We start from the raw sequence: 1,561 nt of genomic DNA, 5'->3' as shown, positions 1-1,561 counted from the left end.
TCTTGACTGTCGCAAGTCCAAGAATCCCTTACAGGACAGGCACTTCGGTGCTTCTACGGCACGAGTCGGCCGATCAGCCGTGAACTGTCCGGGCTCATGGGACCTGTTGACGAAGAAGGACCAGGCGAACGGCGTTACCGCGGATCTCGAGTCGCGCGGTATCCGGGCGGACGTGGATCGTGCGATGGACCGGCTCGTGAGGAATCAAGCGGTCTCTGGCGAGACCGGCGCACAGTTCACCGAGGAGCATCCTAGGGCTTACGTCCAAACGTTCCGCGGCTCTGGTGGATCCGTCTTCTTGGGACGCACGTTGACCGTGCTGAGCCTGATAGGCGACGCTCAGTACGCGTGGGAGGCGGGCAGGATCATGTCCGGTAAGCCGCCGAACTGCGGTTTGCTTCCAGCGCCCTTCGCGCAGTACGGATGCCCGGCTCCGGTATCATGAGACAGTCTGCTGTGCAGTCGTATCGGATCCGGTTGTCGATATGCAAATGTGCAAAGGTGGCGATTGTCGGCACTAGCAGAAAGGCGCCGAGGCATGACGGAACCGGTAAACCTTGACAACCTCGCGGAGTACCTTGCTGGCAGCTTCCCTGAATTCGTAGTCGATATACATGCGGTGTCCGTGGACGGTGATCCCGCTTGGCTTGCCGCGACAGAACTGCTGCGTGACGTATTCGTATCCAGAATCTTTCGACGCGCGGTTGTGGATATGGGAATGCTCGATCTGTGCTACGTGGCGGTCGAGGACATGCTGTCGTCTGGTGACGTTCAGGTACGGCAGTGCGTGGTCGAATACGTCGTGCCGGCAGTTCTCTCCGATGCACAATGGGCAGGCGACACGCGGGTACGAGCGGGCCCGCTTCTTGCAGCTGCGCTTGACATCGATCGCGGCGGGCGGCGGTGGCGAACCAAGGATGTCGACTACCATGAGAGGCGGCCATCGCGGAGTGCTTCCCTGGGCGTACACAGGTATCACGGCATGCTCTACGCTCACGCCTTTAGACCGCATGCTGATGGCGGATCAGGAATCGTGCGGCCGTTCTTAGCTATGGCTGCCGATATTGAACCTGAGGCGTTAGGATCCGAGCTCGCGGTGCTGATCCGCGATGTGCTGGGTTCGGAGATCCAAGAATCTGCCAACGAGGTAGCCGAGTTGCTGAAATTCGTGGGTGGCGTGGATTGGCGTGATTTTTACACAAACACTAGAACCGTGAGTATCACTGTGACGGACGACGATTTCCGTGCATATGTGGCACCTCGCCACAAGCGACAGGATGGTGAGTGGTTCGGAAGTAGGCCCGGCGAATTGTTGGAAGTCGATGACTGGCGGGAGCCAGATGCGATTGGCCGCGCCACACTCACCGCGCTCGCTGTCTCTTCAACAACGGGCTGGAGCCCTCGACAAGCTGAGCTCTGATCCACCGCCGCTGATATTGTGGATGTGAGGCAGGGATCCCGGTGAACAGGGCCGGACCCGCCGTGCCCGCAACACATCCAGGTTGTCGATACTTCCGCATCGGCCTGTCGGTGGACCGCCTACTGCCAGCCCGACGAGCCG

General features: G+C 60.1%; 1 protein-coding gene. It reads left to right on the top strand.

The features are described from left to right. Window positions 1-538 precede the first annotated feature (538 nt). Window positions 539-1,420 (top strand): hypothetical protein, encoded by an 882-nt coding sequence (locus ACZ3HV_RS44515; RefSeq protein WP_465693946.1) that lies wholly within the window; start codon window positions 539-541, stop codon window positions 1,418-1,420. The last annotated feature ends 141 nt before the right edge of the window (window positions 1,421-1,561 follow it).

It is taken from the genome of Kribbella sp. NPDC020701 (genome assembly GCF_055562215.1).
Note: the sequence above shows the minus strand (reverse complement) of the source record. Positions and strands in the feature narration are given on the sequence as shown.